Genomic DNA, 23025 nt, shown 5'->3' with positions numbered 1-23025 from the left:
AAAAAAAATGGAGATTACAAGTAATGGCAAAAGGGTGCTGGTAACCGGTGGTTCGGGGTTCATTGCCAGCTATTGTATAATAGCTTTGTTGAATAAGGGTTATAAAGTGAAGGCCAGCCTGCGGTCGCTTAACCGTATACCTGATGTAAAGCAAATGCTGAGTACTGGCGGCATATCCAATTTTGATAACCTGTCTTTTGTTGAAGCAGATCTGTCGCAGGAAAACAGATGGAAAGAAGCAGCACAAGGCTGTACTTATGTTATCCATCCCGCTTCGCCTACACCCAACTTTAACGCAAAGCATGAGGACGAATTTATTTTGCCTGCGGTTAATGGCGTACTGTTTGTGCTGCGTGCCGCAAAAGCCGCCGGTGTACAACGGGTGGTGCTAACTTCTGCGTTTGGCGCTGTTGGTATGGGAACCAATAAAAAAACACCTTATACTGAAGAAGATTGGTCTGACCTTAGCCAGGATGTACCGGCATACCAGAAATCCAAAACCCTGTCGGAAAAAGCGGCATGGGATTATGTGAACGGTGAAGGCAAAGGCCTGGAACTGGCTGTAGTGAACCCCGTGGGCGTATTAGGGCCGGTGTTGGGCGCGGATTATTCTCATTCAATACAAATGATCTGTCAGATGCTCAGAGGGCGCTTAAAAGGTTTGCCCAGGATACGTTTTGGTTATGTTGATGTACGGGATGTGGCGGATCTGCACGTAAAAGCAATGGTTGATCCAGCGGCTGGCGGTGAGCGTTTTCTTGCCGTAGCCGGTGAAGCGATCTCTATGCTGGACATCGCAAATATATTGCATAGCGCATTTGGCGATAAGGCAATAAAAGTTCCCCGCAAGGAAATTCCCAGCTGGCTTATGCGGCTCACCGCGCTTTTTAACCCAAAGGTAAAGCTCGTTGTTCCGCTGCTGGGTATGGTAAAAGAGGCCAGCCACAAGAAAGCTACCCTTTTGCTGAACTGGCATCCGCGAAGCAATCGGGAAGCAGTGACCGCAACTGCTGAAAGTTTGATCAGACTGGGCTTGCTGAAGTGAATTTGTTAGCTTTATGTTATGGAACAAACAGGCGCAAATGTAAAGGGGCGGATCTTTGTATCCTGTAAAAGGGAAAAGCATTACAGCCGGGAGCTGATCCTTGATCAGCATGCATTGGTTTATGTTTTTGCCGGAACGCTGGAGTTGTCGTATGCCGACCAGGTACATCGTTTTACCCGGGGAACCACTTTGCTCATCCCGCGCAACCAGCTGGGCCGGCTGGTCAAGCTGCCTGCAGATGATATTCCTTTCCGTTCGCTGTCCATCCTGTTCCCGGAAGCCTTACTCAAAAAGTTTTATGCTGCACGAACGGAAAATCCTGCCGAAGGCAAATGGAAGGGGCATCTGGCCTTAGAAAAACACCCATTGCTGGAAAGCCTGTTTAGCTCACTGCTGCCTTATTTTGGGATGCGGGATGAATTGCCGCCTGAGCTGGCGGAAATTAAGATCGCTGAATGCCTTACTGTGCTGGATACCTGTAACCCGCATGTACAAAGGCTGCTCAGCGCTTTTCATGAACCGGGTAAGGTAAACCTGGCCGATTTTATGGAACAGCATTTCCTGTACAATCTCCCGCTCGAAAAGCTTGCCTACCTCAGTGGGCGCAGTCTTAGCACTTTTAAAAAAGATTTTGAAAAGGTGTTCAAAACCACGCCCCGCCGCTGGCTTACCCGTAAGCGCCTGGAGCACGCTCATTACCAGATTGCTGTTAACAAACGGAAACCTACCGAAATATTTATCGATGCCGGCTTTGAAAACCTGTCGCATTTCTCCTTTGCCTTTAAAAAGCATTTTGGATATAATCCAGGACAAGTGCAGCAGTATGAATTGGCCGGGCCTCAGGCGTAATGTCAATCACCAAACCTTACCCCGGTAATTCCTTCACAAACGGAAAGGAACTTCTCCTGCAAAGCCGCATCCTTAGCAGCTGCCAGGTAATGCGCCTGTTTTTTATGATGGAAATACTCACCGCTTACAGTGGCTTCCGCATCATTACTCACGGCCAGCCAAACCTGTGTGGCAAAACCTTCTTTAAGATTGTCCGGTGCGCCTGCACCGCCCATCTTTGTTGGTACCCAGCCGGGATCAACTGCATTTGAGTATACGCCGGCCCATTTACGGGTTACCGCCATAGACAACATTAAGTCATGCAGCTTGGTATCGGAGTAAGTAATAGGTGTGTCCGCTGAAAGATCATCTACGTTTGGATTACCATGTAAATGCATGCCGGAGCTCAGGTAAATAAGCCGTTCCGGTTTATGCATCAAACAGGTGAGTATATAAGGCGCAAGACTGTTCACCGCAAATATTAACGGCCAGCCATCAGCGCTTTTCCCGGATACCCGGTACACGCCGGCATTGTGGATCACTACATCAAAGGCGCCTGAAGCATTGGCGTTTGCAGCCAGTGCCCTGGTTTCCGCTATACTGGAAAGGTCTGCAATTAACACATCTTCTGCACCCGGTACTTTTTCTAATGCCTGTTTTCCCCGCTCTGCATTGCGTGCATGCAGCACTACCTGGTGCCCCAGATCGATCAATGATTTTGCTGCCAAATGCCCCAGCCCGTCTGCTGAGCCGGTGATAAAGATCCTTGCCATGTCAGGAGGTTTTGCCCTTATACTGCTCATCTGTAACTATTCTTGTTATTTCCATTGCCTGTTCTTTTAATTATATCCGGCATATTTCAATCCTGATGAAGTAATGTGCAAAGATCGTTAGAACAGCTCCTTCATTACTTCATCAACCACCTCAATCAAACTGGTAGTGGTGCTTACTTCCTCCATGGCTGCTTCATCTTCAGAATCAGTATCGAGGTCAGTTTCCAGCGTCATGTCGTCATCATTAAAGGTACCGGACTTGCCTTCATAGAACCGCAGATCATTGATACGGCTATCCAGTATGGTTTTAATTTCCAGCAGGTATTCTGTTACTTTATCTGCATCAAAACCCAGCTGGGTAATGGAAGATTCAGATAACCAGGCAAAGCTGGTATTATCGCCCAATAATGCTTCCTGCTTTAATTTTGTATAATAGGCCTGGCAGGCAGTACAGGCCACTTTGGTGCCGCCAACCGCCACTATTATCTGGTCTGCCTGGTTCTTTAAGCTTTCCAGGATGGCTGATTCTGCATGTATATCCTTGTTATTTGCAGGCACCTTCACTTGTACATTTTTTAGCTTTTGGTTACGCTGTTTTTTTACAAAGTGCCGGGCGCCTTTTCGCTGGCGGTTTTGCGAACCGGTCTTGGTTTCCTTATGTACGGAAACGGCCAGGGCTTTTGCCAGGTTTTCTCTTAATTCCTGCTCCGAAATGGGGATGCCGCTTCCGTCCCTTAAAACAAACTCGTCTTTCTTCTTGACTTTTTTATAGTCCCTTATCGTATGTTTGGTGTCTAACTTCAGCCGTTTTACATCGTCTGTTCTCTTTTTCTTAACAGTTTGTTCCAGCGTGGCGGCTTTCCGTTTAATATGAAAAGGCCTTATGGTGTCTTTATAACCCTTTTCCAGTGTTTTTTTACCTAATTGTTGCTGCAGCAATTGATTGGCACTGCTGTTATTCCCGGAAATATGCACGCTTAATCCCTTGGTGTTCTGGTCTTCTACAATAGCGGTTTGTATTTCCGGTGTGCGTTTATTGGTACTGAGCTCTTGTTTTGTGTATTCAAGCAGGGAGGTGCTGAAAAATGCCAGCCTGGAATGTTCCTCGTTCAGCTTTACGCCTACTGAATTTGCCAGCCCGCTGATCTTTACCCGGATGTTGGCCGGTAAAGAGGTCAGCTTTTCAAAGAAAGCCTGCAGGGCGCCGCTGGCCTTTTGTATTTTATCATTGGCAATATCTACACTATCATCCAGCTTTTGTTTCCGGATCTGCCAGTTTATAGCAGCAGCGCTAGGGCCGCCGGTTGTGGTGGTAGCGCCGGTAGTTTTTTTAGGCGCGGTCTTCTTCCGTTTAGGACCATCCAGCTCTGCTTCCAGATCCTGCCAGCCATCTTTTTTATCTTTTATATAAGCTTTTATTTCGGCGGCGCGGGGCATAACATTCCAACCGGTAGGGTAACCTGATTTATCACTGTTAACCTTAACCCAATCCCTGGCCTCCGATATAGTACGTTGTACCGGCGCATTTGCGGGTGGGTTTGCATGAAAGGGTTTTACCTGGCGTAAGGGGGATGTTACCGTTTGCACAACAGGAGCCGTAAAGGAAACCGGTACTGCGGGCCTGCTTGCGCCATTTACTGATGGGTCAATAACGCGGCTGGGCTTAGGCTGTATTTGAGGGATGAATGTTTTCATAGCGTTTGCTGCTACTAATTTAATCTTTTTATTTTTACACCACCTTCTTCAATATCTCCACCACCTCGCTCAATTCCTTTTCATTCAGCGATGCAAAGCCCATGCGCAGCGCATTGTGGTTCACCGTACCATAGCTGTACGCGCTGCCGTCGCTCATAAACAGCCCTTGGGCCGATGCGCGGGCCGCAATGGCCGGTAAAGGATATTTTTTCTGGAACTGCGCCCATACGGCCATGCCACCGGCCGGCTGCTGAAAGGTAACTACATCCGGCAGCTCCTGCTGCAGCAGCTTGCACAGGTAGTCGCGCCGCTCATGGTAAAGCTTTACGGATTTTTTCAGGTGCCGCTGCATATCCCCGTTTTTGAACAGCAGGGCCAGGGCCTCGTCCAGCAGGTTATCGCCGCGTATATCGATCATCCTTCTCATCAGTGCAGCTTCGGTGATAAAATTCTCCGGCGCTACCATATAACCCGCACGTATGAACGTAGCCAGCGTTTTGGTAAGGGAGCCTATGTATATCACGTTACCGTCATGGTCAGCGCTGGCCAGGGGCAGTATAGGGCTGCCGCTGTAATGGTAATCATAATCGTAATCATCTTCAATCACCGGCAGCTGGTACTGGCGTATCAGCTCCAGCAGCTTCATACGCCGCTCTGCGCTTAAGGTTACCGTAGTAGGGTGGTGGTGGTGTGGTATAATATACAGCAGGTCCGGTTTTTTCTGTTTGCAGATACGGGCAATAACATCAATATCCATCCCGTTCTCATCCAGCGGTATACGTACCAGCTTAGCCCCGAATTGCTGGAAGATCATATCCGCCATAAAATAATTAGGCTGTCCCACCAGCACCGTGGACCCGGGTTTCAGTATCAGCCTGGCAGCAACATAAATAGCCATTTGTGCGCCATGGGTAAGCAAAACATTATTAGGGCCAATGTTCAGTCCCCGTGTTTCTGTTAAGAACTGGGTCAGCTCATTACGCAGGCTTACCGGGCCGGCCATGTTGCCATAGGTGGCATAACGTTTTATTCCCGGGCTGTGGAACAGGCTCCGGTATTCCCGCATCAGCAGGTCTATAGGCCCTATACGGTGGTCCGGGAAACCATCATTGATAACCAGGCGGTGCTCGCCGGAGCGCCCGGCAGTTGCTGGGTAGGCGCCTATCTTGTTAAAGGTGAAACCGGTATTACCCGCATAGGCAGGTATTTTAGCCGTTGCTTTAAAGGTGCGCGGTTTTATTTCCGGCAGGCGCTGGGATACGATCACGCCCTTGCGGGGAATGGTCTCTATCCAGTCCTGCGTAAACAGCTCCTGGTAGGCGGCAATAATAGTTTTACGGTGCACCTGCAGCAGCAGGGCCATTTCCCGGCTGCCGGGCAGCGCTGCGCCGGGTTTAATAACCCCCTCGCGGATCAGGCCTACCAGGCCATTGGCAATTTGCTGATACACCGGCATAGCCGATTCTTTATTAATAGGAAGCAGGGTGGAGAATGGGAGCATCTGGACTACCTGGTTTATTATACCTGGACTATAAAGATAGCCCAACGAGGTGATACTTTTGTAAGGTCGATTTCAAAAAGCAGTATATGAAAAGCAATTACACATACGTACAGCTCTATCTTCGTTTAGCCATAGGCGCCAGTTACCTGGTAGCCGGGCTGGATCGCTTTGGCGTATGGGGCCCGCCGGGCGGCGCCCGCATCAGCTGGGGCGACTGGAGCCATTTCATGCAATACGCCGGCCAGCTGCTGTCCTTTTTACCCTCTAAGCTGGCTGAAGTATTTGCCGCTATAGCTTCCGCTGCAGAAATTATTTTTGGCGCCTTGCTCATCATGGGCTTATGGACCCGCTGGGCCGCCATTGGCAGCGGGGTATTACTCTTCACCTTTGCGCTGGGTATGACCCAGGCCTTTGGCATACAGTCGCCGCTTAACTATTCCGTGTTCACCGCCAGCGCTGCCAGCTTGCTGCTGGCCTGCTTACCGGCGTATAAGTGGAGCCTGGATGCAATGCGCAGCCGGGAAAAAACAACGTATCAAACCAACAATATCTGATAAAATTAAAACAGTAAGACGATGTCAAGATTCTTAATGGGAAAAGTGCAACCCGCTGCATACACTGCTATGCATGCACTGGACAAATTCATGGAGCAGAGCAGCATTAATAAAAATCACTACGAGCTCATTAAAATAAGGGCCTCCCAGATCAATGGCTGCGCCTATTGCGTAAACGCCCATACCAAAGAAGCGCTGAAGCTGGGCGAGAATCCGCAAAAGCTATACCTGGTAGGTGTTTGGCGCGAAGCTACCAACGTGTTTGACGAACAGGAGCAGCTGGTGCTGGAAATCACTGAAGAAATAACCCTCATTCACAATCATGGCTTAAGCGATGAGCTGTACAATAAGTCAATGGCTGCGTTTGGCGAAGCAAAAACCGCGGAGATCATCATGGCGGTTATTACCATCAATGCATGGAACCGCATCGGCGTATCCCTGAATATGCACCCTCAAATTTAAACCACCGGATATGCACCAGGTAAAATTTGCACAAAGCGAAAAAGAGATCATTGCCTGCTGGGAAGTAGTGCAAACCCTGCGCCCTCATCTTAACCAGGATCATTACCTGCAGCAGGTAAAGGAAATGCAGCAGGAAGGGTACCATATGTTATACATAACAGAGAAAGATAAGGTAGCTGCCTTTGCCGGTTACCGCAACCTGTATAACCTGATTTTTGGCCGCTTTATTTATGTGGATGACCTGTGCACGCTGCCGGAATACCGTGGTAAAGGTCATGCAGGCGCGCTGCTGGATTATATAAAGGCATTGGCTAAGGAAACCAATAAAACAGGCGTGGTGCTGGATAGCGGGTTCCAGTTAAATGATGCGCACCGTTTGTACCTGAATAAAGGTTATAAATTATCGGCCCACCATTTTATGCTCAAATTTTAATTTTCTCCTTCCGCTGTTCTATACAAAAGCTGTCTTAAAAGTAAAATTTTAAGGCAGCTTTCCATGTGCCGGTGAAATTTTTTGAAACCGGACAGCCATGTACTATAACCGGACATTTCAAGCGCTTATCCTTCATATAAATCATTGACAAACAATGGTATTCTTTTCTGGCATTTTTTTGGTGCTCACGCCGGTATTCCCCCCATTTAATACCAAACAATGCTCAGAAATCATCTTAAGATCGCACTGCGTAACCTGATCAGGAACAAGGCGCATTCATTCATCAACATCACAGGGCTGTCTGCCGGTATGGCCATTACAATGCTTATAGGCCTGTGGATCTGGGATGAGCTCTCATTTGATAAATACCATCAGCACTATAACACCATTGCGCAGGTAATGCAGAGCCAAACGATCAATGACGAAGTAAGATCGCAGGTGCAGGTGCCCATACCATTAGGGGAGGAGCTGCGGATGACCTATGGAAGTGAATTTAAAAGGGTGGTAATGTCATCTGTTACGGAAAGCCATATCCTGGCAGCAGGGGAGAATAAATTCGTAAAAACCGGGAATTATATGGAGGCCGGCGCGCCGGACCTTTTTGCATTAAAGATGCTGAAGGGCACCGGGAAGAGCCTGAATGATCCTGCATCCATATTACTTTCCCAATCCACCGCAGCGCTGCTGTTTGGCAATACAGACCCCATAAACAAAACGCTGAAATTTGATGATGAGCAAAGCCTCACCGTTACCGGCATTTACGAAGACCTGCCGCGTAATACCACCCTGAATAATCTTTTATTTATTGTACCCTGGAAGCTGATGCCAAAATTAGAAAAGAATCTTCAGAACTGGGGCAATAACGGGTGGCAGATCTATGTGCAGATGGCGGATAATGTTGACGTGGATAAGGCCTCTCTAAAGATCAGGGATGCCAAACTTAATAAGGATAACAGTGAAGAAAGGTTTAAACCCGCCATTTTCCTGCATCCCATGAGCCGCTGGCATTTATATTCAGAATTTAAGAATGGTGTGAACACAGGCGGAAGGATCCAGTATGTTTGGCTGTTTGGTATTATTGGCCTTTTTGTATTGCTGCTGGCTTGCATTAATTTTATGATCCTGAGCACTGCCCGCAGCGAAAAACGCGCAAAGGAGGTAGGCATACGGAAAGCGATCGGATCACTGCGCACGCAGCTGATCTATCAATTCTTCAGTGAATCATTGCTGGTTGCTTTCATCTCATTTATTTTCTCTTTGTTGCTGGTATTTTTATTACTACCCTTCTTTAATGAGGTAGCAGGAAAAAAATTGTTCATCCTGTGGGCCAACCCGGTTTTCTGGATAACAGGGATCGGTTTTAGCCTTATTTCAGGCATCATTGCAGGCAGTTACCCGGCCCTTTATCTTTCCGGTTTTCAGCCGGTTAAAGTATTAAAGGGTACTTTCAAAGCCGGCCGCCTGGCCGCTGTTCCGCGCAGGGTGCTGGTAGTGCTGCAGTTTGCAGTATCTGTTATACTGATCATTGGTACCATTGTTGTTTTCCGCCAGATCCAGTATGCCAGGAGCCGGCCGGTTGGTTATAGCCGGGATGGATTGATCAACATAAAGAACCTGACCCCGGATATATACCAGCATTTTGCCGCATTCCGGGAAGACCTTATCAGGACCGGCGCTGTAACCGAAGCCGCAGAATCTTCCGCACCGGTAACGGAATCAAATAATGAACAATCAAATTTCGACTGGCAGGGCAGGGATGTAAACAGTAATAACCAGGGTTTTGCAACCGTAGGCGTATCCAAAGAATATGGGAAAACAATTGGCTGGCATTTTGTGGATGGCAGGGATTACCAGACAGGCCCCGAGGGGGCAGATGCGCTGGCTTTTGTAGTGAACGAATCAGCCGCAAAGCTCATGGGATTTAAAAACCCTGTTGGTGAAACGGTACGCTGGATGGGTTATACTTTTCATATTATCGGCGTAGCAAAAGATATGGTCATGCAGTCGCCGTTTGATCCTGCGTTACCTACTATTTTTTATATGGCCCCCTGGAAGGTGAATGTATTGAATATAAGAATAAACCCCGCAGCCAATGCTGCTGATGCGCTGAAAAAAATTGAGCAGGTATACAAACAATATAATCCCGGCCAGCCTTTTGAATACAAGTTTGCCAGTGATGAATATGCCCGGAAATTTGATGTGGAGGAGCGTGTGGGAAAGCTGACAACCTTCTTTTCCATCCTGGCCATTTTCATTTCCTGCCTGGGTTTGTTTGGTATGGCATCTTTTATGGCGGAGCAATGCACAAAAGAGATCGGCATACGCAAAGTACTGGGCGCCTCTGTATTGAATGTATGGGGATTGTTATCCAGGGAGTTTGTAATGCTTGTGCTGGCAGCCCTGCTTATTGCAACGCCGCTTGCTTATTATTTTATGCATAGCTGGCTGCAGCGTTACCAGTACCGTGCAGATCTTTCATGGTGGATCTTTTTTGCAGCAGCTGCCGGGGCTTTGCTTATTACCATCTTAACCGTAAGCTATCAAAGCATTAAGGCCGCGCTCATGGATCCTGTGCAAAGCCTGAAAACAGAATAACTACATGCTGCCCATACGCCGGGATTGTAAAATGTTTTCATCACTAATTTTTTGTATATTCAGTATGAGAATGCACCTTGAGTAACCATAATCCTGACACCATGTCCCAATATCGTCATGTGACTGCCAGTCCCCAACAGCACCGTGCTGCAGCACATCATGTTTCCCCGGGCGGAGTATCAAAGCCAGCGGTGATGCCCCGTCAGCTGCTGTATAATATTAAACCCGGGATAGCGCCCGTGCAAGGCGTTTTTTATTGGGCTGATCATCCCCACGAAGTTGTGGATGATAATGATAACGAAAATGCCGATGGCATGAGGGCGCTTACCAAAAAGGGATTTCAGAAAAAATTCCTGACCTATGCTAACGAAAAGCTGCTGGACCTGGAGAATATCCGTGAAGCTGATTTACAGCGCATATTTACAGATGCATTTAACGGCACCAAAGCTATTTCCCTGGGCAACAAAGGAGCTAACCTGGTGGACCCGCTTATAAACTGGTTAAGAACAAATATTAAGGCTATTCGTAAAAATTATGAATATAAACCCCGGGTGGGGTCTATAACCGGCAAAAAGCGTAAACAGTATAACCCCAAGCCGGTTGCCGGAGAAGCTACCGGTGTACCCAGACGGGTAAAAATGAGGTTAACGCGTGAGTTTTCGGTAGCAGAAGGGATGTTACATGCACCGGTCTTCTCTCATGGCGGCGACAATGTTACCAAGTATACACATGTGGAGGGGAATGGTACCTACAGTATAGGCGCTTATGCTGTTGAGGGAGGCAACGCTCATTTACTTGCAGGCTCAAAGAGCGGCGAAAAGTTTGGTGGTGGTCCCGTAGTGAAAATGCATGCAGAGGAGCAGCAGATTGCCGCTTTTGAAGACCAGGTAGCTCAGAATGCACACGGATTAGGAGATGCATTCGCAACGAATAAAAAGGTGGTCCTGTATCTGCATATTTCAAAATCGCCCTGCTCAAAACAGTGTCAGGGTATATTTGATACGTTGTTATCCAAGTATCCCGGACTTGAAATACAGTTATACCTCGAAAATCTTTATAAGGCCAACAACCCGGCACTTATGAAAGAAGAGGCTATAAAGCTGAAAGCCTTAATGGAGAAATATCCCGGCAGGCTGGCCTATAAGATCGTATCTACCCAGAATGCGAAAACAGCACTAAGCGATCCACAACATCCCATGAAAAAGCTCGGCGGCCTGGAAGATATTATTTTTGAAAGCATTGTAAGCGATGATAAGAGCGCTAGTCTTGCCGACACCCGGAGAAAGAACTTTACAGACCTTATCAGCCAGGGGCATTTTCCTCCTGAAAGCTTCGTAGATTCATTGAAGTAATAAAGAACCGCTTACATTCCCCCCATCACCATCCTCGCCGGATAAATGCGTAAGAACACTTCCAGTGCCAAAGGGCTTTTACCATACAAGCTATTCAGGCGCTCATCTGCATGGTACATGCTGAACTGACCGCCAACAGCCACATTTACCGGTTTTACATGCAGCAGGTCGTAGCTTACTCCGGCAACTATTTCATTCACCGGGAACAAAGTATGCTCCCCGTATATGCCTTTGTCAAGATCTAATTCCTCAACAGATTTCTGTACCCATTCATAACGCATATAAAAGGCGGCCCGCTTGCAGTTAATGGATGCTTCTGCCAGCACAGCATTTTCACCGCCATGCCCTTCACTTTTGTTTAAACCCCATAAGGCAGTAGCATTAAAAGTGCTGTGCTTATTTAAAGGATAGCTGGTTATGGCCGATGCAGTAGTACGGTGCACATTTTCACCCGGGTGCAGCGCTTCCGGGCTTTTTACATAAGCATGTGATACTTGTAAGGCCCAGTTGGCAGTAGGGTTATAAGAGAAACGCCCGCTCCAGGAATCAAACCGCGGTTTATCAAAGCTGTAACGGTTTTCATTAGGCTCCCGGCCGTTAAAGGAAGAGGCTTCCAGCTTAAAATTATCATAGCGGTAACCTATCGTTACTACGCCAAAAGTAATATGCGTACCATCATTCCAATGGTGGGTAATAGGCGCATCCGGCCCATTCAGGGAAGAAGGGCGGTGCATAAAAGCTACGGAACCTATGGAAGGCTCGCCGGGGTATCCCACATAAATAAACACATCAGACCTTTTGGATAATGCCTGCGTATACCCTACGGATAAACCGGAGAACAGGTCGTGCGGGTGCTGCCGGTCTACCAATGCTTTACCCTGCCAGCTTTCACCTGACTGAAATAACAGCGGGTAGCCGTTACCGTTTTCCGTGATCCGGTCCAGCGACAGCATTACCTCGTAATGGAATAAGCCGTTCTTACCCACTTTTCTTTGCGCCATTAACATCAGCCAGTTAGGCGCATCAAACTGGTCACCGCCCCGGCTGCCTTTATTAGTGAGGTCTTGTTTGGTATAACGGAGAAAAATATTGCCGTGGATCATATACATCCACTTATCGTTATGCACCATATAACCATACATGGGCGACGCATCCGGCAGCCAGCCTGTACCGGACCCATTGCGGTTCATGGGCAGCTGCAGGGAAAAGGCATGGCTCATAGGCGGGCCGTCATGCATACCAGGCATATCCTGCATACTCGTATCACTATCCGTCATATGATGTTCATGTTGGGCAAAAACAGGAAATGATGCTAACATCCAGCCCAGCAGTAGTAGAGATATTTTACGCATAACGGGGGTTTAAAATAAAACAGAAATTATTATACCACAATTGCTTGCACCAGCGTTTTTCTTAACATAAAGACAACTTACACCTAATAATTTCTTTCTATATCTTGGGGTTAAACTTTTTTTGCCCGCATAGCCGCAGCGGCTATATTTGTTATATAATTAAAATGTTCGAACCTTGCAAACGACTTACATTGATTCTAAGGAAGTAATAGATCTGCAAAAATGGAACAGTGAATTACCCATCCTGGGTAAACAATACCAGGAAGCCAGCCCTTACCCGCATATAGTGCTGGAAAATTTTCTGAACCCGGTTGTGCTGGATGCCTGCATCAGGGAATTTAATGAGCTGAATAAAGCAGATGGCTGGATCAACTATGTACATTACAACGAGAAAAAGAAAGGGCTGAATAAGCTGGATATGCTGCCGGCCAACATCAAACATACTATTAATGAGCTGAACTCACCGGCGTTCCTGCAGTTCTTAAGCACCCTTACCGGCATTGATAACCTGCAAAAGGATGATCACCTGGAAGGCGGCGGCATTCACCAGTCCGGCCGGGGCGGTTACCTGAATATTCATGCGGATTTTACTGTGCACCCGCACCACCGCAACTGGCAGCGCCGGGTAAATGTGCTGGTATACCTGAATAAAGACTGGCAGGAGGAGTGGGGCGGTAAGCTGGAGCTGTGGGATACGGAAATGAAGGCCTGCGAAAAAAAGGTACTGCCCGTTTTTAACCGCTGCGTGATCTTTAATACAGATGCAGATTCCTACCACGGCCACCCGGAACCTATGACCTGCCCGGAAGATCAGTTCCGCCGTTCCATAGCCTTATACTATTATTCTGTGGAAGACAAACCTTTCCGCAGGGCTACACATTATATGGCCCGCCCCGGCGAAGGCAAAAAGAAATTCATGGTAAAGCTGGATAACGCCATGGTAGCCACGTACACGGAGATCAAAGGCTGGCTGGGATCGAATGATAAGATAGTGAGCAGCATACTGCGGTTCCTTTCGAGGAAAAAATAATTAATGATCAATCGCGTCATTGCTTCGTCGCCCTTCCCACTGCAGCCTCGCGGCTCCTCGCAATGACGCGATTTTATAACTTATCCCTGAAATTCTTCGGAGCAACACCCATCACCAGCTTAAATGCCCTTGAAAAAGTATAGGCGTCAGCGTAACCCATTTCCCCGGCAATCTCTTTTACAGTAAGCTGCGTTTCCTTCAACAGCTGGCTGGCTTGCTGCATACGCAGGGAGGTGAACAGCTGTATGGGGGAATACCGCGTTTTCTCCTTGAACAGGGCCGACAGGTAGGAAGGGGAGAGGTGCATTTCCTTCGACAGGTCCGCCAGTGTCAGCGGCTGATCCAACCGCTGTTTCATCAGCTGTATGCATTGCTCTATAATATTATCAGCCCCTTTTTTCATGTAATTGAATACCGTAAGCCGGAAAGTGCCCAGGAAGCTGTAGAAACGGAAGTTGGCGTACAGCAGGTTTTCAATATTGTTCATCAGGTCAAGGTGATGCAGTATATCATCAAATTGCGCATTACGGCCCACCAGCGGCGGAATGGTACGCGGTTTCATGCCATTGCCCAGATAGCTGAAAATATCATCTGCCAGCTTGCCGGAAAATTGTACGGTATAAATGCGCCAGGGTGTCTGTAGATCAGGCCAGCAGCGGAAGTGCGTATTTTTCGGGATCACCAGGTACTGACTGGAATGCACCCTGCTCTTTTTTTTGCCCGCTTCCAGCCAGCCCTTTCCCTGCGCAGCATATACCAGGGTGTATGCCGGAGCGCCTTTGAGCTCGCTGATCTCTTTTGCAACATGCTCCGGATAGAACCCCATCGCTGTTATAAAAAGGTTCTTCCCAAGCGGATGCTTTTCCAGCTTACGTTTCAGGTGATCCGGTAAGATCCGCGTAATGGGAGCGCTGATAGCCAGTTGATTCATGTGGGAGTAATTTAAGCCATCCTTTTCATAATTGAAAACATTGTTTGGCCCGTAAAAATTGGCAACCTTCGCAGAGGGAACCAAAAAGAATGTAAAATCATTAATGTAAAATGTTTAATGTAAAGGTTAAATACACCACGGTCAAAGTGCAGTTAACTTTTACATTTATGATTTGAAATTTTACATTCTTGTTGATTAACCTGTCCACGTAATGAAACCTGAGAACTGATATGCACCAATTGCCATTAATTGACCTGGCCGTAATTGCTATTTACCTGTTGGGAATGATCCTTATTGGAGTGCGGTTTTCGCGGAAGAATAGGAGCGCGGCACAGTTCACCACTGCATCGGGAACTATTCCCGGCTGGGCGCTGGGGCTTTCTTTATATGCTACTTTTTTAAGCAGCAATACTTTCCTGGGAGTGCCGGGTAAGGCCTTTGGCAGCAACTGGAATGCGTTTGTTTTCAGCTTGTCCATGCCGCTGGCAGCCTTTATTGCAGCAAAATATTTTGTACCGTTCTACCGCAGAAGCGGGGTAGTAAGCGCATACACACACCTGGAGCACCGCTTTGGCCCCTGGGCCAGAACCTATGCTACTGCGTGTTTTATCCTGATGCAGCTGGCGCGGATGGGCTCCATTTTTTTTGGAGCAGCGCTGGCCCTGCAGGCGCTCACCGGGCTGGATATGCGTACCATCATTTGTGTGGCAGGCATTTGTATTATTATATACACGGTATTGGGCGGCATGGAAGCAGTGATCTGGACAGAGGTGCTGCAGGGCATCGTTAAAACAACCGGCGCAATTGTGATCCTGTGCCTGGTGATTAGCGGCATGAATAACGGGGCCGGGGATATTTTCCGGATCGGCATAGCTGATGGAAAATTTTCGCCAGGCAGTTTCAACCTCAGTGATTTCAGCCATTCCACTTTCTGGGTGGTATTGCTTTACGGGTTCTTTATTAACCTGAATAATTTCGGAATGGATCAGAACTATGTGCAGCGTTACCATACTGCCCGGTCAGAGAAAGAAGCTTCCCGCAGTATCTGGTTATGCGTGTACTGGTATGTGCCGGTGAGCATGGTGTTCTTTTTTATTGGCACTGCATTGTATGCCTATGCACAGCAGCACCCGGAAGTATTGCTGGCCGTAAAGCAGCAGGCAGCGGCAGAGCGGCATGTGCCGGTAGCTTCGCTGCAGCCGGCGGATTATGGCGATAAGGTATTACCCTGGTTTATGGTTAATAAAGTGCCGTCAGGGCTGATGGGGCTGATCATTGCAGCTATTTTATCTGCAGCCATGAGCACCGTTAGCAGTGGTATGAACAGCACCGCTACTGTTTTCCTGAAAGATATTTACCAGCGTTATATTAATCCGGGCGTTACGCCCAAAAAGGAAATGAACGTGCTGTATGCCGCCTCTACACTGGCCGGCGTGCTGTCCATAGCAGCCGGTATTTCAATGATAGGCGTAGGCAGCATCCTGGATATGTGGTGGGAGCTGTCCGGCATCTTTGCCGGGGGCATGCTGGGATTATTTCTCCTGGGTATGGTATCCGGGATCAAAAATGCAGCGGCAGCAACAGCCACTATCATCGGCATCCTGGTCATTATCTGGATGTCTTTGTCCAAATACCTGCCTGCAGATTGGGTGCATATGCGCAGCCATTTACATGCAAACATGGTTATAGTGGTGGGTACCCTGTCTATATTCCTGGCAGGTATGGTGCTCACGCGCCTGCAACGTATTAAAACTTCCTGAGTATAAAACCGTTTCTTATGCAAAAGAAATTTGTCCCGGTGATGATCACCCCCTTTAACCTGAAAGCGCAGATCGATCTTGAGATGGTGGAACACTTAATAGATTTCTACCTGGCTGCCGGTGTGAAAGGTTTTTTTGCCAATTGTTTGTCGTCCGAAATGTACAGCATCAGCGAAGACGAGCGCCTGGCGCTCACCAGCCATGTGGTACGTTATGTAAATGGCCGGGTACCTGTGGTGGCTACCGGTTCCTTTGGCCTTACCATAAAAGATAAAGCGCTGTTCACACAAAAGATCTATGATACAGGAGTGGATTCCGTGATCATGATCACAGGGCATTTTGCCAATATAGATGAGCCGGACAGCACGCTGCTGCAGCATTTTGAGGAGCTGTTCTCCCTCACCGGCAATATTCCGCTGGGATTATATGAATGCCCCGCGCCGTATAAACGCATCATTACACCGGAAATACTGAAAACCCTGCTGGCCACCAACCGGCTTATTTACCACAAGGATACCTCCTGCAGCGTGGAGCAGGTGCGGGCTAAGCTGGCCGTTACTGCCGGCAGCCGGCTGGAGTTCTATGATGCGCATACGCCCAATGCAGTTGCTTCTATGCAAATGGGAGCCGCGGGCATGTCTTCTATCTCCGGGAACTTTTATCCCGAAATTCTGGTATGGCTGTGCAATCATGTGAATGATGAAAGCCGGCAGGATGATGTGCGCTGGATCCAGTCTGAGCTGCAAAGGGTAGATCCGCTGATCCATGTAGCTTACCCGCTGAGCGCAAAATATTTCCTGCAGCAGCGGGGTATTCCCGTGCGCACCATTAGCCGCGCACACGCGCTGGAGCTAACGCCGGAACAAAAACAGATCCTGCAGCAGATCCACAATGATTTTAAAGGATGGTGCGAGCGTTTACAGATCCAGCCAGCAGCAACTTTGTTGCCGGCATAATATCCCCGGCTTCGTTAATAACATAACCCTTTGCAGCAGCATAATACCCGGCTGATGCAAAGGGTTTTTAATGCCGCTTAAAATATACCAGGCAGGCAACCTTTTTTGGAAAAACCTCGTATTATCCCGTGCCGCCCCAATCACGGCTTTATAAGTCCCTTTTACCCCAAAGTACCTATCGCCTTGCATAGTGCATCCTATGCTGTTCCAGTGAATGAGTTGCATCAATGAAAAATTCTTAATCCTTTAGATTGTACCATATGAATGGATAGCTGGCCTTCCCCGATGGTTTATGGAGTTTTATTTGTTCATCATTTAAACCTGTAAAATGAAACCAATGTTATTCAAAAACCTTTCCCATTTAAAAATGGGTGCGCTCTGTTTATGCCTGCTGCTTGGCACAGGTTGTAAGAAAATTGCGCAGCATTTTATCCCCAATGATTACGATCAGGTTAATCTGGTAGCGGATGTGCCGGGCTTTGGCGCAGCGCACATCGATTCCGGCCTGGTAAATGCCTGGGGCATTGCAGTAGCGCCCAGTGGCCCTATCTGGATCTCTGCTGCTGAAACAGGCCTCAGCCCTATCTATGACAAAACCGGCGCCACCTTAAGGCCTGCGGTTGCTATTCCCACACCTACTGATTCAGTTGGCGGAGCTCCTACCGGTATTGTATTTAACAATACCACAGATTTTGCTTTTTGGAAAGATAAGCAGGCTACCGCAAGCCGCTTCATCTTTGCCACGGAAGATGGTACACTGGCTGCCTGGGGTGGCGGAAATACCGCCACTATTGTCGTAGACCGGTCGGCATGGCATTCAGTGTATAAAGGATTGGCCCTGGCAAAAGACGGAGGCAATAACTATCTGTACGCTACGGATTTCCGTAATGGCAAGGTTGATGTTTTTGATAAAGATTACAAGATTGTAACCGGCAAACCATTTCATAGCAGCGGCATTCCGCAGGGTTATGCGCCATTCAACATCAGGAGCATTGGCGGGTATTTGTATGTAACCTATGCTAAACAGCAGCTGCCTGAAAAGGAAGATGACCAGGCAGGATCCGGCAATGGATATATAGATATTTTCTGGCCCAATGGAATGCTGGTGAAACGTTTTGCAACAAGAGGGCCTTTAAATTCGCCCTGGGGTATGGCAGTAGCAGCGCCAGGTTTCTGCGCCACAAAAGATGTGATCCTGATCGGGAACTTCGGTGATGGAAGGATCAATATGTACACTACTACCGGCATCTTCCTGGGGCCTTTGAAAAAAGGATGGCAGCCCCTTGTTATTAACGGATTATGGGCATTGGAAAATAACGTGCCTACGGCAGATCCTGCGCAGCTGTTCTTTACTGCAGGACCCGATGGGGAAGAGCATGGCCTCTTCGGCTATCTGAAAAATAATCAGTAAAGAATGTAAAATCATAAATGTAAAATTTAAAATGTAAAAGTAGAATGTTATGATTCCAGGCATTCTACTTTTACATTTATGATTTAAAATTTTACATTTTACATTCTTTTAATTAGCTCTTGCGGAACGGAACAAGGGCAGTGAGCAAAGCGCTATAATAAGCCCTGTAAAAAAAGCCACGCTGCCGCCGGTAGCCACAAGGCCCAGGATGGCTATACCTGCGCCCACTACAGCAATAGCGGAGGCAATCACTTTCATTCCAAAAATATTCTGGCTCCTGGCATCCATATCCTGTGCCGGTGAATGGTTGGCCTTTACCTCCAAAGTTTGCAGCAAATAAGGCGCAGCTTCTTTTTGGGCAAGCAGGTAATAAATTTCCCAGCATAACAGCACAAACACGGGGATGCCTACACCCAAAATTGTTTCCCACATGCGGTCCAGCTTGTGGCCTATCAGCTCAGTGCCAAAAAGTTTTAAGGCAAGGCTTATCACCAGGCCGCATAATGATGCGCTGATCACCGAAGTACCTGTTTGCCGCCTGGAATATAGGGTCCAGATAATAGGGGCAAACAAGGCGCCGCCTGCTATGGAGGCGGTGCTTAATACCATTTCAACAATACCGCCTATCATAGGCACCATCATGGCAATGGCAATAGTAATAAACCCAAACAATACGGTAAAGAACCTTGCAGCCCGTACCAGTGTTTTTTCCGTGGCCTGCTGGTTAAATGCTTTCTTATATACATCATGTGCAAACACTACAGCCATTATATTAATAGTGGTATTGGCCTTGCTTGCGCTGGCAGAGATCATGCCGGATAAAACCAGGCCTATAAGCCCGGCGGGCAATACCTGCTGGCAAAGCATCATATAAGCGCCTTCCGGCTGCAGGCCGCTGAGGCTGGGGTTAATAACCCGGTATAACATGGGCGGCAGCATCCATATAAAAGGGCTTACCAGGTAAAGGATGGTGAACAACCAGGCCACTTTTTTTGAATTTCTTTCAGTGGAAACGCTGGTGTAGCGTTGCACATATGCCCAGTTGCCGCCAATGTACACGGTCTGATAGGCAAGAAAGGCGAGGAAGAAACCAAAGGAATATTCTGAATTAAAGAAGTTGAAAAAACCGTCCGGCGCTTTATTTACAAAAGAATGTACGCCGCCTGCTTCCTTGAAGGCCATCGGAATCACGATCATTACTGCTGCGGTAAGGATCACAAACTGCACAACGTCTGTTACCAGCACCGCCCATAAGCCGCCTGCAGAAGTATACAGCACAATAATGCCGCCGATAATGAGGATACAGGTGTTTAAGGAAAGGGGAGTAGCTACACTCACCATTTTACCAACAGGATATAACACAGAGGCCGTAGTAAAAAGGCCATGCAGCATAATAAGAAAGGTGTAGAATTTTTGCGTGCCTGTTCCCAGCCTTTTGCCAATATATTCCGCTGCTGTTACAGCGCCGGTGCGCTTCCATTTAGCGGCAATGAACAGCGCTACCAGCATGCCCCCAAATACCATGGTAAGCTGTATGCCGTTGGCTACAAAGCCGCTTTTATAGGCAATAGAGCCCCACACCACAAAGGTGCCGGCAGAAAAATAGCTGATGAATAAAGAAATACTATTGATCCACCACGGCGTAGCGCCGCCTGCCTCAAAAAAAGCCGATGAGTTCTTGCTGCCTATGCGGGTGAACATCATGCCAATGCCCAGGATCAACAAAGCAAAAACTGCCATTACTATAAAATCCAGTTGCCCCATTCTAATGATTTAGGTTGTTAGTTTATCATCAATACTTTTATACCGTAGCCTTCCAGCGCTACATCCAGCTCACCAGCTGCCTGCAGCTGTTTGTTGGCTGTCAGGTCCGTTATTGCGTTGATCTTATCAATGTTCAGTTTCACATGACTGTTCAAAGGTTCACCAATGTCGTTCATCAGTATTACAAACATATTTTTTTTATCGCTGCTACGGGCAAGAATATACTCTGTATTTGGATTGCTGCATTCAACAATGCCCTGGTGGTTAATCAGGCTGGCCTCATTTCCATAGATCCTGCCCGGTGCAAAACCATACGACTCATGCGGCCCAACCTTGGGTGTAACAAAACCCCTGGGAAAAATAACCTGGTTGCCGGAGCGCAGCTGCGCTTCAGACAGCAGGTAATCCGTGATCCATCCTATTTGCCACCATGCATGGTGCGGGTAAGGGCCTGCACCTTTATTCATAGCGTTCCAGTAATAGGATGCAACGCTTGTTTTAGCATCTACAAATGCATCCCTTCCAATGGCGGCGGCTCTTGCCATCTCAATAAAAAGGCTGTCGCCGGTCAGCTGGAACATACGTACAAACATACCTGCATGACTGCAAAGCATAATGGGGCCTGCACCGTTGGCAGAGCCAATAATGCCGCCGTGCTCAAAGCTCAGGCCTGCCTGCGATATTTGCCAGTCCTGGCGTGTTATGCCATTCACCTGCTTCATCTTTTCAGATGGTACCGGCTGCGTGTAAATAGAGGTCAGGTACATGCGGGCGGTGCTGATAGCGGCGTCCTGGTATTTTTTATCCTTTGTAAGATCGTACAGGTCCAGTAATGCCTGTGCAGATTGGGCGGTTGCAAAATCCGGCGCATAACGGGCATCCCCGCACACGCCTATGAAGTGGCCTTTGTTCACCGCATTTTGAATAAACCAGTCAGCGCCTTTTTTAGCTGCGCTTAAATATTTTTCATCTTTCAGCACCCGGTAAGCAACCAAAAGCCCGTAGAACGTTGGCCGCAGGTCTTTAATATCCGTGAAAAGCGGTTGCTGCGTGTGGCGGTCATACGCTACTTCCCAGCTGCCATCGGGCTTTTGCCAGTTCATTAACAGCGCGGCGCCCAGTGCCAGCCTTTGCTTCAGCGTATCATTGCCCGGTTCAAATAACAGTATATTGCCGATGTCCAGCATTACATAATAGGTAAGGCTTACCGGTTCTACAAAGTCGCCCCATTCTTCCGTAAATGTTTTGCTTTTGGCAAGATAATACTGCCCAGTAGCTGCGCCCTGGAAAAAGCCGGGGCCTGTTTGCTGTTGTGCAAGTTTAAAGTTTAAGGCAAAAGGCAGCACACTGTCTTTAAGATATTTATCATCGCTGGTGTTGGCAAGCATCCACATAGCCCCGTAATCTGCATTTTTTATAGCATCACGGTTTGAGCCTACCACACCGCCCAGGTAAGATTGCCCGCCAATAGTAAGCCCCTTATATTGTTCTGTATTCCAGAGGGAAGTATGCCGGTCGCGCAGGTAATGCTGCATATGTTCAACCCTGCTGGTAAGCGATTGGGTATTTTTCCGTAAGGCAAGCGCCTGCTTAAAATCATACACATCATTCACAGCATGGGTCAGCAAATGATACCATTCACCTTTGTTAAAGCTGTAACGGAATCCATAGCTGATATTATCACCCTGTTTTTTCAGTGATGCAGGCTCGCCCAGCACGGGATAATAAACAGTGGGTGAAAGCTGTGATCTTCTATTCTTATGTGAAAGCGCAAGCTGCCATTTCTGATGCGTATTCTTGTCGCTTTCCCAGGGATCCCTGCCAAGCCCCGGGTTAGGTATCACGGCAAAGGATATATTTTCTTTTGTGGTGATGATAGGGCAGAAAGTGCTGGCGCAGCGCTCACGGTAAAGCACCGGCAGCTCCGGTACGCCCTGGCCATATGCATAGCTGAGCACCATATTTTGCTGCATCTCTTTACCCTGGAAATAACCGGGCATTACCGCCCATGCCATATCCTGCCGGTCAACTGTTATTGCAGAAGGGCTTGAAAGGGAATAATAACCATCCTTTTTACATTGCATTTCCATCTTTACAGTAATGTCGCCGGCAAATTGCGGGTCCAGCTGCCATGTGGCTGTAATAGTTGCCAGGGCGGATGTATAGGTAAAAACAATTTCGGTGGCTGATACCTGTTTGGCGCCGGAAGGATAAAAATGAAAAGCCTGCCCGGCAGTATTTAAAGCCACTGGCGAGGAAGCCTGTTTCCAGGCATTGATCTGGTATTTGTAAGCCGTATCAGGCCAGGCTTTTCCGTTAACGGTCTTAAAGATGGCGCCATCGCTGTCTGCAGGTTTTTCAGCCGTGTACAGCAAGGTATATTCACCGGAGGGGTGCGCTACCTGCTGCCATTGGCCGTTAATAAAAAAACGCAGGCCGTTTATTTTCCATCCCTCTTTTGTTTGCTGCCACTGAATGCGCAGCTGTTTATTGGCAAGTGACAGGTTCTGTGCTTGTATGGTTACAGATAAAAGTATTTGGATACTTACAATAAGCAGGCAGATCTTTCGCATAAGCTCTTTA

18 protein-coding genes are annotated in these 23025 nt (G+C 47.8%); 11 read left to right on the top strand and 7 right to left on the bottom strand.

Translation table 11 applies throughout. The features are described from left to right. Nucleotides 1-7 precede the first annotated feature (7 nt). A complete protein-coding gene (locus KVT36_RS09750) occupies nt 8-1045 on the top strand; it encodes an aldehyde reductase (protein WP_217603309.1) in 1038 nt (345 codons plus the stop codon). A gap of 18 nt (nt 1046-1063) precedes the next feature. Further along, nucleotides 1064-1894 (top strand): AraC family transcriptional regulator, encoded by an 831-nt coding sequence (locus tag KVT36_RS09745; protein ID WP_217603308.1) that lies wholly within the window; start codon nt 1064-1066, stop codon nt 1892-1894. Nucleotides 1895-1896: 2 nt separating this feature from the next. Here the strand turns inward: KVT36_RS09745 and KVT36_RS09740 are convergent, their stop codons facing one another. From KVT36_RS09740 to KVT36_RS09730, 3 genes are all read right to left on the bottom strand, one after another. After that, a complete protein-coding gene (locus KVT36_RS09740; protein WP_217603307.1) occupies nt 1897-2646 on the bottom strand; it encodes an SDR family NAD(P)-dependent oxidoreductase in 750 nt (249 codons plus the stop codon). 117 nt (nt 2647-2763) lie between these two features. Then, nucleotides 2764-4341, bottom strand: a complete 1578-nt coding sequence (locus KVT36_RS09735) for a hypothetical protein (protein ID WP_217603306.1) — start codon at nt 4339-4341, stop codon at nt 2764-2766. A 34-nt stretch (nt 4342-4375) separates the two neighbouring features. Next, a complete protein-coding gene (locus KVT36_RS09730) occupies nt 4376-5842 on the bottom strand; it encodes a PLP-dependent aminotransferase family protein (RefSeq protein WP_217603305.1) in 1467 nt (488 codons plus the stop codon). 86 nt (nt 5843-5928) lie between these two features. Here KVT36_RS09730 and KVT36_RS09725 point away from each other — a divergent pair, with 86 nt between their 5' ends. From KVT36_RS09725 to KVT36_RS09705, 5 genes are all read left to right on the top strand, one after another. Beyond that, nucleotides 5929-6396 carry a DoxX family protein gene (locus KVT36_RS09725; RefSeq protein WP_217603304.1) on the top strand — a complete coding sequence of 156 codons (468 nt, stop codon included), beginning with the start codon at nt 5929-5931 and terminating at the stop codon, nt 6394-6396. Nucleotides 6397-6417: 21 nt separating this feature from the next. Then, on the top strand, nt 6418-6858 hold the full coding sequence (locus KVT36_RS09720; protein WP_217603303.1) for a carboxymuconolactone decarboxylase family protein: 441 nt from the start codon (nt 6418-6420) through the stop codon (nt 6856-6858). Nucleotides 6859-6868: 10 nt separating this feature from the next. Then, nucleotides 6869-7291, top strand: coding sequence for a GNAT family N-acetyltransferase (locus tag KVT36_RS09715; RefSeq protein ID WP_217603302.1), 423 nt, complete (start codon nt 6869-6871; stop codon nt 7289-7291). A 219-nt stretch (nt 7292-7510) separates the two neighbouring features. Continuing rightward, the gene (locus KVT36_RS09710; protein ID WP_217603301.1) at nt 7511-9886 is read left to right on the top strand and encodes an ABC transporter permease; all 2376 of its coding nucleotides are present in this window, start codon (nt 7511-7513) and stop codon (nt 9884-9886) included. Nucleotides 9887-9987: 101 nt separating this feature from the next. Next, entirely contained in the window at nt 9988-11238 is a 1251-nt protein-coding gene (locus tag KVT36_RS09705; protein ID WP_217603300.1) for a hypothetical protein, read from the top strand. Between the two features lie 11 nt (nt 11239-11249). On the opposite strand, the gene KVT36_RS09700 is transcribed toward KVT36_RS09705, so the two are convergent. After that, a complete protein-coding gene (locus KVT36_RS09700) occupies nt 11250-12590 on the bottom strand; it encodes a hypothetical protein (RefSeq protein WP_217603299.1) in 1341 nt (446 codons plus the stop codon). Nucleotides 12591-12765: 175 nt separating this feature from the next. Here KVT36_RS09700 and KVT36_RS09695 point away from each other — a divergent pair, with 175 nt between their 5' ends. Continuing rightward, entirely contained in the window at nt 12766-13620 is an 855-nt protein-coding gene (locus KVT36_RS09695; RefSeq protein ID WP_254639925.1) for a 2OG-Fe(II) oxygenase, read from the top strand. Between the two features lie 73 nt (nt 13621-13693). On the opposite strand, the gene KVT36_RS09690 is transcribed toward KVT36_RS09695, so the two are convergent. Continuing rightward, a complete protein-coding gene (locus KVT36_RS09690; protein WP_217603298.1) occupies nt 13694-14551 on the bottom strand; it encodes an AraC family transcriptional regulator in 858 nt (285 codons plus the stop codon). A 230-nt stretch (nt 14552-14781) separates the two neighbouring features. Here KVT36_RS09690 and KVT36_RS09685 point away from each other — a divergent pair, with 230 nt between their 5' ends. From KVT36_RS09685 to KVT36_RS09675, 3 genes are all read left to right on the top strand, one after another. After that, nucleotides 14782-16311, top strand: a complete 1530-nt coding sequence (locus KVT36_RS09685; RefSeq protein ID WP_217603297.1) for a sodium:solute symporter — start codon at nt 14782-14784, stop codon at nt 16309-16311. Between the two features lie 17 nt (nt 16312-16328). Further along, the gene (locus KVT36_RS09680; RefSeq protein WP_217603296.1) at nt 16329-17267 is read left to right on the top strand and encodes a dihydrodipicolinate synthase family protein; all 939 of its coding nucleotides are present in this window, start codon (nt 16329-16331) and stop codon (nt 17265-17267) included. A gap of 328 nt (nt 17268-17595) precedes the next feature. Next, nucleotides 17596-18678 (top strand): TIGR03118 family protein, encoded by a 1083-nt coding sequence (locus tag KVT36_RS09675; RefSeq protein ID WP_217603295.1) that lies wholly within the window; start codon nt 17596-17598, stop codon nt 18676-18678. Nucleotides 18679-18786: 108 nt separating this feature from the next. Here the strand turns inward: KVT36_RS09675 and KVT36_RS09670 are convergent, their stop codons facing one another. Together KVT36_RS09670 and KVT36_RS09665 are read right to left on the bottom strand one after the other, a co-directional pair. Beyond that, nucleotides 18787-20442, bottom strand: coding sequence for a sodium:solute symporter family protein (locus tag KVT36_RS09670; RefSeq protein WP_217603294.1), 1656 nt, complete (start codon nt 20440-20442; stop codon nt 18787-18789). A 17-nt stretch (nt 20443-20459) separates the two neighbouring features. After that, a complete protein-coding gene (locus tag KVT36_RS09665; RefSeq protein WP_217603293.1) occupies nt 20460-23015 on the bottom strand; it encodes a glycerophosphoryl diester phosphodiesterase in 2556 nt (851 codons plus the stop codon). Nucleotides 23016-23025: the final 10 nt, after the last annotated feature.

Source organism: Chitinophaga sp. GbtcB8, assembly GCF_019091455.1.
Lineage (GTDB): Bacteria > Bacteroidota > Bacteroidia > Chitinophagales > Chitinophagaceae > Chitinophaga.
This window is presented reverse-complemented; position numbering and strand designations above follow the sequence as displayed.

Coding starts and splice junctions, on each gene's coding strand:
- KVT36_RS09705 (WP_217603300.1), top strand. CDS start 9,988: ATGTCCCAATATCGTCATGTGACTGCCAGTCCCCAACAGCACCGTGCT.
- KVT36_RS09700 (WP_217603299.1), bottom strand. CDS start 12,590: ATGCGTAAAATATCTCTACTACTGCTGGGCTGGATGTTAGCATCATTT.
- KVT36_RS09730 (WP_217603305.1), bottom strand. CDS start 5,842: ATGCTCCCATTCTCCACCCTGCTTCCTATTAATAAAGAATCGGCTATG.
- KVT36_RS09675 (WP_217603295.1), top strand. CDS start 17,596: ATGAAACCAATGTTATTCAAAAACCTTTCCCATTTAAAAATGGGTGCG.
- KVT36_RS09725 (WP_217603304.1), top strand. CDS start 5,929: ATGAAAAGCAATTACACATACGTACAGCTCTATCTTCGTTTAGCCATA.
- KVT36_RS09680 (WP_217603296.1), top strand. CDS start 16,329: ATGCAAAAGAAATTTGTCCCGGTGATGATCACCCCCTTTAACCTGAAA.
- KVT36_RS09690 (WP_217603298.1), bottom strand. CDS start 14,551: ATGAATCAACTGGCTATCAGCGCTCCCATTACGCGGATCTTACCGGAT.
- KVT36_RS09735 (WP_217603306.1), bottom strand. CDS start 4,341: ATGAAAACATTCATCCCTCAAATACAGCCTAAGCCCAGCCGCGTTATT.
- KVT36_RS09670 (WP_217603294.1), bottom strand. CDS start 20,442: ATGGGGCAACTGGATTTTATAGTAATGGCAGTTTTTGCTTTGTTGATC.
- KVT36_RS09750 (WP_217603309.1), top strand. CDS start 8: ATGGAGATTACAAGTAATGGCAAAAGGGTGCTGGTAACCGGTGGTTCG.
- KVT36_RS09740 (WP_217603307.1), bottom strand. CDS start 2,646: ATGGCAAGGATCTTTATCACCGGCTCAGCAGACGGGCTGGGGCATTTG.
- KVT36_RS09745 (WP_217603308.1), top strand. CDS start 1,064: ATGGAACAAACAGGCGCAAATGTAAAGGGGCGGATCTTTGTATCCTGT.
- KVT36_RS09720 (WP_217603303.1), top strand. CDS start 6,418: ATGTCAAGATTCTTAATGGGAAAAGTGCAACCCGCTGCATACACTGCT.
- KVT36_RS09685 (WP_217603297.1), top strand. CDS start 14,782: ATGCACCAATTGCCATTAATTGACCTGGCCGTAATTGCTATTTACCTG.
- KVT36_RS09665 (WP_217603293.1), bottom strand. CDS start 23,015: ATGCGAAAGATCTGCCTGCTTATTGTAAGTATCCAAATACTTTTATCT.
- KVT36_RS09715 (WP_217603302.1), top strand. CDS start 6,869: ATGCACCAGGTAAAATTTGCACAAAGCGAAAAAGAGATCATTGCCTGC.
- KVT36_RS09710 (WP_217603301.1), top strand. CDS start 7,511: ATGCTCAGAAATCATCTTAAGATCGCACTGCGTAACCTGATCAGGAAC.